The sequence below is a fragment of the Skermanella sp. genome (assembly GCF_059503625.1).
Genome location: NZ_JCACHA010000912.1, coordinates 1 through 7442, shown reverse-complemented (window position 1 = coordinate 7442; position 7442 = coordinate 1). Strand labels below are relative to the sequence as shown.

General features: G+C 59.9%; 5 protein-coding genes and 1 pseudogene. All 6 read left to right on the top strand.

Annotated elements, in window-relative coordinates:
* Nucleotides 1–333: 333 nt before the first annotated feature.
* Nucleotides 334–2721: a DUF4214 domain-containing protein gene (locus tag AC5JJ6_RS33280; RefSeq protein WP_496046147.1), complete on the top strand. Its 2388-nt coding sequence runs from the start codon at nt 334–336 to the stop codon at nt 2719–2721.
* A gap of 102 nt (nt 2722–2823) precedes the next feature.
* A pseudogene (eno, locus tag AC5JJ6_RS33275) lies at nt 2824–4101 on the top strand (phosphopyruvate hydratase).
* Nucleotides 4102–4183: 82 nt separating this feature from the next.
* Nucleotides 4184–4549 (top strand): FtsB family cell division protein, encoded by a 366-nt coding sequence (locus AC5JJ6_RS33270; protein WP_496046146.1) that lies wholly within the window; start codon nt 4184–4186, stop codon nt 4547–4549.
* Nucleotides 4550–4738: 189 nt separating this feature from the next.
* Nucleotides 4739–5746, top strand: coding sequence for a pyruvate dehydrogenase (acetyl-transferring) E1 component subunit alpha (gene pdhA / locus AC5JJ6_RS33265; RefSeq protein WP_496046145.1), 1008 nt, complete (start codon nt 4739–4741; stop codon nt 5744–5746).
* A gap of 108 nt (nt 5747–5854) precedes the next feature.
* Nucleotides 5855–7252 (top strand): pyruvate dehydrogenase complex E1 component subunit beta, encoded by a 1398-nt coding sequence (locus tag AC5JJ6_RS33260; protein ID WP_429641434.1) that lies wholly within the window; start codon nt 5855–5857, stop codon nt 7250–7252.
* Between the two features lie 61 nt (nt 7253–7313).
* Nucleotides 7314–7442: biotin/lipoyl-containing protein (locus AC5JJ6_RS33255; protein WP_496046148.1), on the top strand; the 129-nt coding region annotated here is incomplete at its 3' end.

The window sequence follows — 7442 nt, the reverse complement described above, 5'->3', positions numbered from 1 at the left end:
TGCGCCGGGCGACTGGATGTTCGGGGCCTGAGCATGTCCCCTTAACGGCTTGTGCGCCGCTCCCGGTAAATGGGGAGCGGCCGCTTGGCGTGTGGCGTGTGGCGTGTGGCGTGACGACAATTTGTCAGATTGGCCACAGCTTCAGCGACCGGGCAAATCAGGACCAACGACTAGCGTCCGGTGTATGACGTTAAAAAATTCCCGTATTAAGGGTACAAGCGTCAAAGTAGCGCATGTTCTACTTAAAAGCGGCAGTTTTCATCGAATATGTTTATGAATCCCTCGGATTATCCGAGAAACCATAGCAAATTCAATATACCCTGGGATGCTTCGATGTCGACTTCAGCTTTTAATGCGATTGATGCTATCGAGGCTGTAGATCCTGATCCAGCCCATTTGACGATCGATTCAACTCTTAGATGCACATGCGGATCCTGCGACGGGGAACACACGGAGCATGGCGTATACACGCCTCAAGGGCTGACCAGCTCCGGCGCGAGCACCACGCTGCCCTACTATGTGTCAGCGCTGCTGCCATCCGACACCCCACGCTGGAACGAAGCCGCAGGCATTGGCGCTCCGGCCACTGTTACTTTCAGTTTCATGACTCAAGTCCCCGATTATGCAAGATATGCCGACGGGTACAGGTTCTCCCCTTTGTCGGAAACACAAAAATCGGTGGCGCGTGCCGCTCTAGCAACTTGGGCCGATGTCGCAAACATAAATTTTATTGAAGTTTCCGATGCGGGAGAAGGGGGATCGATTCGATTTGGTACCAATGACCAAGGGACTAAAAGTAGTGGATATGCCTGGACTCCAAATGGTTACTCTTATGGCGGTGATATTTACATTGCTAACAATCTGTATGAAAACATGTATCCCTCCAGTGGCAGTCATGGATTTTTGACGTTTGTTCACGAGATTGGGCATGCGATTGGGTTAAAGCATCCTGGTAATTACAATTCGACTGGAGGCGGATCTGAAGCTCCATATTTGCCTTATGCTGAAGACAATACCCGATACACGGTGATGTCTTATCATGAGCAATCTTTAAGCGACTATGACACCTATGCAGCGGCACCGGCTCTCTATGATGTAGCTGCTATCCAATATTTGTATGGAGCGAAGACAAGCACCCGATCCGGAAACGATATTTATGCATTTTCGAATACAACATCTCCGTTCACAAAGGTGATCTGGGACGGTGCTGGGGTTGACACAGTTGATGCAAGTGGACAGAGGCTAAGTGTTTCTATAGATCTCGTTCCGGGAAAATTCAGCTCGATCGGCGTTGATGATACGTATTATCTTTATGCCACATCAGCAACAAATAACGTGTCCATTGCCTATGGCGCCGATATCGAAAACGCGATCGGTGGCAGCGGCTTCGATACCATAACCGGCAACGGTCTCAACAATACTCTGTCAGGCGGCGCGGGCGGCGATACCTTGAAAGGGGTAATTGGTGACGACACGCTCAATGGCGATGCCGGAAGCGATTGGCTTTATGGCGGACTCGGGAACGATCTTCTCTCAGGCGGAACCGATGCGGATTATTTATATGGGGAAGAAGGGAACGATACGCTCGACGGCGGTGCCGGCGGCGATATTCTGTACGGTGGCGCCGGGATAGACACGGCGGTATGGCATCTTCCGCGGGCCAGCTACAAGGCGATCAGCATAGGTTCCAGCGGATATAACTATGTCTATGATGGTTCTTATTATGATTTTTGGTACGACAATTCGATCGAGTATTATAAATTCACCGATGGAACGTTGACAGCAAACAACACCGGCACGGCAGCTCAGGTCTACCGTCTTTATGGCGCCGCTTTGGGCCGGACGCCGGACAAAAGCGGTTTGAAGAATTGGGTGTCGACCATCGAAGCCGGCGCCATGACGCTGAAGCAGGCCGTATCGGGGTTTACCAATTCGACCGAGTTCCTCAACAGGTACGGCAGCCCGGATAACACGACGTTCGTCACTCTCCTGTACAAGAACGTCCTTGGCCGGACACCGGATGCCGCCGGGCTTACGAACTGGACCAACGCGCTTGCTGCCGGGATGAGTCGTGCCGACGCCGTCCTGGGGTTCTCGGAATCGGTCGAGGACATGGAAAAGTCCAAGGCCACAATCGAGAAAGGCTTGTGGCTGAGCGACGATAACGCGGCCAAGGTCGCGCGGCTTTACCACACGACCTTGAACAGGCTGCCGGAGGCCGGCGGACTGGAAAACTGGACCGCAGCACTCAGAAGCGGTTCCTCGCTGCTCCAGATCACCGACGGCTTTACCGGATCGGCGGAGTTCCAGCAGAAATACGGCAGCCTGAACGATGCGGCCTTCGTAACGCTCCTGTACAACAATGTCCTCGGCAGGAATCCCGACGGCGCCGGGTTGGCGAACTGGACCGGTGCACTCCGGGCTGGCAGCACACGCGCCAGCGTAGTCGTAGGTTTCTCGGAGTCCGACGAACACATCACCAAGCGTGCCTCGTACATCGATGATGGTATCAAGCTCTATGGCTCAGGCCCGGTCGGCGCGCAGGCGATGTCGGCCGGCGACGGCGCCTTCTACGCCGATCCGGCATCGCCGTCATTCAACGACGCGGTCGCCCAGCTCGGCCTGTTGACTCAGGCCACGTTATCCGAGCCACCCGCTCTCGCTGCCGGTTTTGTCTCGGAACCCGACGTTCAGCCCGGCATCCTCGCGAGTGCGGCGTGATAGTCCCGCCGGAACGTATCCTACGCTGTCTTCTTGATAACCCGGTATTTGGCGCTTATGACTTGCCGGCGATAAAGCCAATAAGCCACCTCGGGGTTTTCCATGTCTGTGATCACTGACATCCACGCGCGCGAAATTCTCGACAGCCGCGGCAATCCGACCGTCGAGGTCGATGTGACCCTCGAATCCGGCGCCTTCGGCCGCGCCGCCGTTCCCTCGGGCGCCTCCACCGGCGCCCACGAAGCGGTCGAGCTTCGTGACGGCGACAAGGGCCGCTACGGCGGCAAGGGCGTGCTCAAGGCGGTCGATGCCGTCAACGGCGAGATCTTCGACGCGCTGTCCGGCAACGAAGCCGCCGAGCAGGAAGGGGTCGACGCGCTGCTGATCGATCTCGACGGAAAGCCGAACTAGTCCAGGCTCGGGGCCAACGCCATCCTCGGCGTCAGCCTCGCGGTCGCCAAGGCGGCGGCCCAGGAAGCGGACCTGCCGCTCTACCGCTATGTCGGCGGCGCCTTCGCCAACATGCTGCCGGTCCCGATGATGAACATCATCAACGGCGGCGCCCATGCCGACAACCCGATCGACATCCAGGAATTCATGATCATGCCCGTATCGGCCGAGAACGTGGCCGAGGCGATCCGCATGGGCTCGGAGGTGTTCCAGTCGCTCAAGAAGAAGCTGAAGGACGCCGGGCACAACACCAATGTCGGCGACGAGGGCGGCTTCGCTCCCAACCTCGCCTCGGCCGACGACGCGCTCGGCTTCGTCATGCAGGCGATCGAGGCGGCTGGCTACAAGCCGGGCGAGGACATCCATCTGGCGATCGACGCGGCCTCGACCGAGTTCTTCAAGGACGGCAAATACAACCTCGCCGGCGAAGGCAAGATCCTCGAGCCGGGCGCCATGGTCGATTACTGGTCCGACCTGGTCGCCCGCTACCCGATCATCTCCATCGAGGACGGCATGTCCGAGGACGACTGGGAAGGCTGGGCTGCCCTGACCGCCGCCATCGGCAAGAAGGTCCAGCTGGTCGGCGACGACCTGTTCGTGACCAACCCGGTCCGCCTGACCGACGGCATCAAGAAGGGCGTCGGCAACTCGATCCTGGTCAAGGTCAACCAGATCGGCAGCCTGTCGGAAACCCTGCATGCGGTCGAGATCGCGCACAAGGCATCCTATACCGCCGTCATGTCCCACCGCTCGGGCGAGACCGAGGACTCCACCATCGCCGATCTCGCGGTCGCAACCAACTGCGGCCAGATCAAGACAGGATCGCTGTCCCGTTCGGACCGGCTAGCCAAGTACAACCAGCTTATCCGGATCGAGGAGCAGTTGGGCAACGCCGCTCGTTTCGCCGGTAAGAGCGTGATACGCGGGTAATCCTGCAACCTTTTTCGGCCCTCGTTGCCCAATCGATAGTTTTCATTTGACGCGGTGGAATTCTTCGTGATTCCATCGCGTCATGACTGCAATCGACCATGTAAAAGACGCACTCGGCCGTGCCCTGCGTCAGACGATCGGCCCCGCCATCGGCGCCGCGATCGTCGGCTATTTCGCGTATCACGCGATCCAGGGTGATCGTGGCCTGATTGCGCTGTCCCATCTACAGAACGAGATCCAGCAGGCGGAGGCGGTCCTTGCCCAGGTCAGGGGCGAGCGCACCGACCTGGAGCAGCGCGCCTCGCTTTTGAAGCGTGATCATCTCGATCCCGACATGTTGGATGAGCGGGCTCGAGCGGTGCTGAATTACAGCCATCCCGACGACGTCATCATTCTCGTACCGCGTAGCAGCGTTGCGCCGCCGGTCACAGCGGGCCAGCCGAAATAGATAGGGCGGCGAAAACGCAAGTCTTGCCATGCGCTTAACTAAATCCCGGTTAAGACGAAATTCGCTTTAGATAACAAGGAATTGCGAGCATTTATCTTGCGTCGTGCGCTCTACGGCGTTAGTTCTATCCCGAGCAAGAGCCTGGGCGGGACGGCAATGACCGATCCCGCCTAACATCGGGAGGAGCACTTGGCTACGTCCAGACGTCGCAAGCCACAGGCAGACGAAACCCCTCAGTATTCAACCGAACAACTGCTCAAATACTACCGCGAAATGCTGCTGATCCGCCGCTTCGAAGAGAAGGCCGGGCAGATGTACGGCATGGGCCTGATCGGCGGCTTCTGCCACCTGTATATCGGCCAGGAAGCGGTAGTCGTGGGCATGCAGAACGCTCTGATCCCCGGCGACAGCATCATCACCAGCTACCGTGACCACGGCCACATGCTGGCCACCGACATGGACCCCAAGGGCGTCATGGCGGAGCTTACGGGTCGCAGCGGCGGCTACTCCAAGGGCAAGGGCGGCTCGATGCACATGTTCAGCCGCGAGAAGAAGTTCTTCGGCGGCCACGGCATCGTCGCGGCCCAGGTGCCGATCGGCACCGGCCTCGCCTTCGGGCACAAGTACACCCAGGACGGCAACATCAACGTCTGTTATCTCGGCGACGGCGCCATCAACCAGGGGCAGGTCTACGAGAGCTTCAACATGGCGGCCCTCTGGAAGCTCCCGGTCGTTTACGTGATCGAGAACAACAAGTACGCGATGGGCACCTCGCAGCACCGTGCTTCCGCCGGCGAGCTGTGCGAGCGCGGCAGCGCCTACGGCATTCCCGGCCATGTCGTCGACGGCATGAGCGTGCTGGCCGTCAAGGAAGCTTCGGAAATGGCAGTCGCCCATGCCCGCGAAGGCAGCGGTCCGGTCATCCTCGAGATGAAGACCTATCGCTACCGCGGCCATTCCATGTCCGATCCGGCCAAGTACCGCACCAAGGAAGAAGTCACCAAGATGCGGACGGAGATGGACCCGATCGACAACCTCAAGAAGCTGATCCTGGAAAACGGCTCGGCCGACGAGGATGCGCTGAAGACGATCGACCGGGACATCAAGAACATCGTGGCCGAAGCCGCGGATTTCGCGACGCAGAGCCCGGAGCCCGATCCCGCGGAGCTTTGGACAGACATCCTGATCGAAGCCTAACGCAACATCAGCTTGAGGCCATCGGCGGCGCGCAACATCTGGTGCGCCGCCTCTCCCTCTGCGGCCCGCAGAAGGCCGCGACTGGGGATTGGTGCCGGAGGAACTGGAATGCCGATTGAAATTCTGATGCCGGCGCTGTCGCCGACCATGACCGAAGGCAAGCTTGCCAAATGGGTCAAACAGGAAGGCGACGACGTCAAATCGGGCGATATCCTCGCCGAGATCGAGACCGACAAGGCGACCATGGAGGTCGAGGCTGTCGATGAAGGCAAGCTGGGCAAGATCCTGATTGCCGAAGGCACCGAAGGCGTGGCGGTCAATACGCCGATAGCATTGCTGGTCGGTGAGGACGAAGACGCCGACAAGCTGGAAACGCCCGAAGTCCAGGACAACACGACGCAGAGCGCCGCTCTCCAGAAGGTCAAGGGCGAGGAAGAGACCAAGCCGACCCTGCCTGTCGGGCCGCCGTCGGGCACCAAGGCGGCGCCGCCCGCCAGCGACGAAGACAAGTATTTCGACAAGACGGTCAAGCTGACCGTGCGCGAAGCGCTGCGCGACGCGATGGCGGAAGAGATGCGCCGTGACGACAAGGTCTTCGTCATGGGCGAGGAAGTCGCGGAATACCAGGGCGCCTACAAGGTGACCCAGGGCTTGCTCCAGGAGTTCGGCGACCGCCGCGTCATCGACACTCCCATCACCGAGCACGGATTCGCCGGTCTCGGCGTCGGCGCCGCCTTCCACGGGCTGAAGCCGGTCGTCGAATTCATGACCTTCAACTTCGCCATGCAGGCGATCGACCACATCATCAACTCCGCCGCCAAGACGCTCTACATGTCCGGCGGCCAGATGGGTTGCCCGATCGTGTTCCGCGGGCCGAACGGCGCCGCGTCGCGCGTCGCCGCCCAGCATTCCCAGGAATATTCGAGCTGGTACGCCCATGTGCCGGGCTTGAAGGTCGTGGCGCCCTATTCCGCGTCCGACGCAAAGGGCCTGCTGAAGTCGGCGATCCGCGATCCCAACCCGGTCGTGTTCCTTGAGCACGAGATCCTGTACGGCCACAGCTTCGACGTGCCGGAAGATCCCGAGTTCATCGTTCCGATCGGCCGCGCCAAGATCATGCGCGCCGGCAAGGATGTGACGATCACCGCGTTCTCGTTCATGGTCGGCCAGGCCCTGGCCGCCGCCGAGCGGCTGGCCGAGCAGGGGATCGAGGCCGAGGTCATCAACCTCCGCACCATCCGCCCGCTCGACACCGAGACGATCGTCAACAGCGTCAAGAAGACCAACCGCCTCGTATCGGTCGAGGAAGGCTGGCCCTTCGCCGGCATCGGCGCCGAGATGTCGGCCCTGATGATGGAACAGGCGTTCGACTATCTGGATGCGCCGGTCTACCGGGTCCATGGCGCCGACGTGCCGATGCCGTATGCCGCCAACCTGGAAAAGCTCGCTCTGCCTCAGCCCGAGGACATCGAGAAGGCCGTCAAGGCCGTGCTTTACCGGAGCTGACGCGACAATCAAGGCGGCGCGCCGCTCATTGTGCCGGCGCGCCATCGGGGGGACACACCAGATGCCGATTGAAATCACTATGCCGGCGCTGTCGCCGACAATGACCGAGGGCAACCTCGCGAAGTGGCTGAAGAAGGAAGGCGACGAGGTCAAGTCCGGCGACGTCATCGCCGAGATCGAGACCGACAAG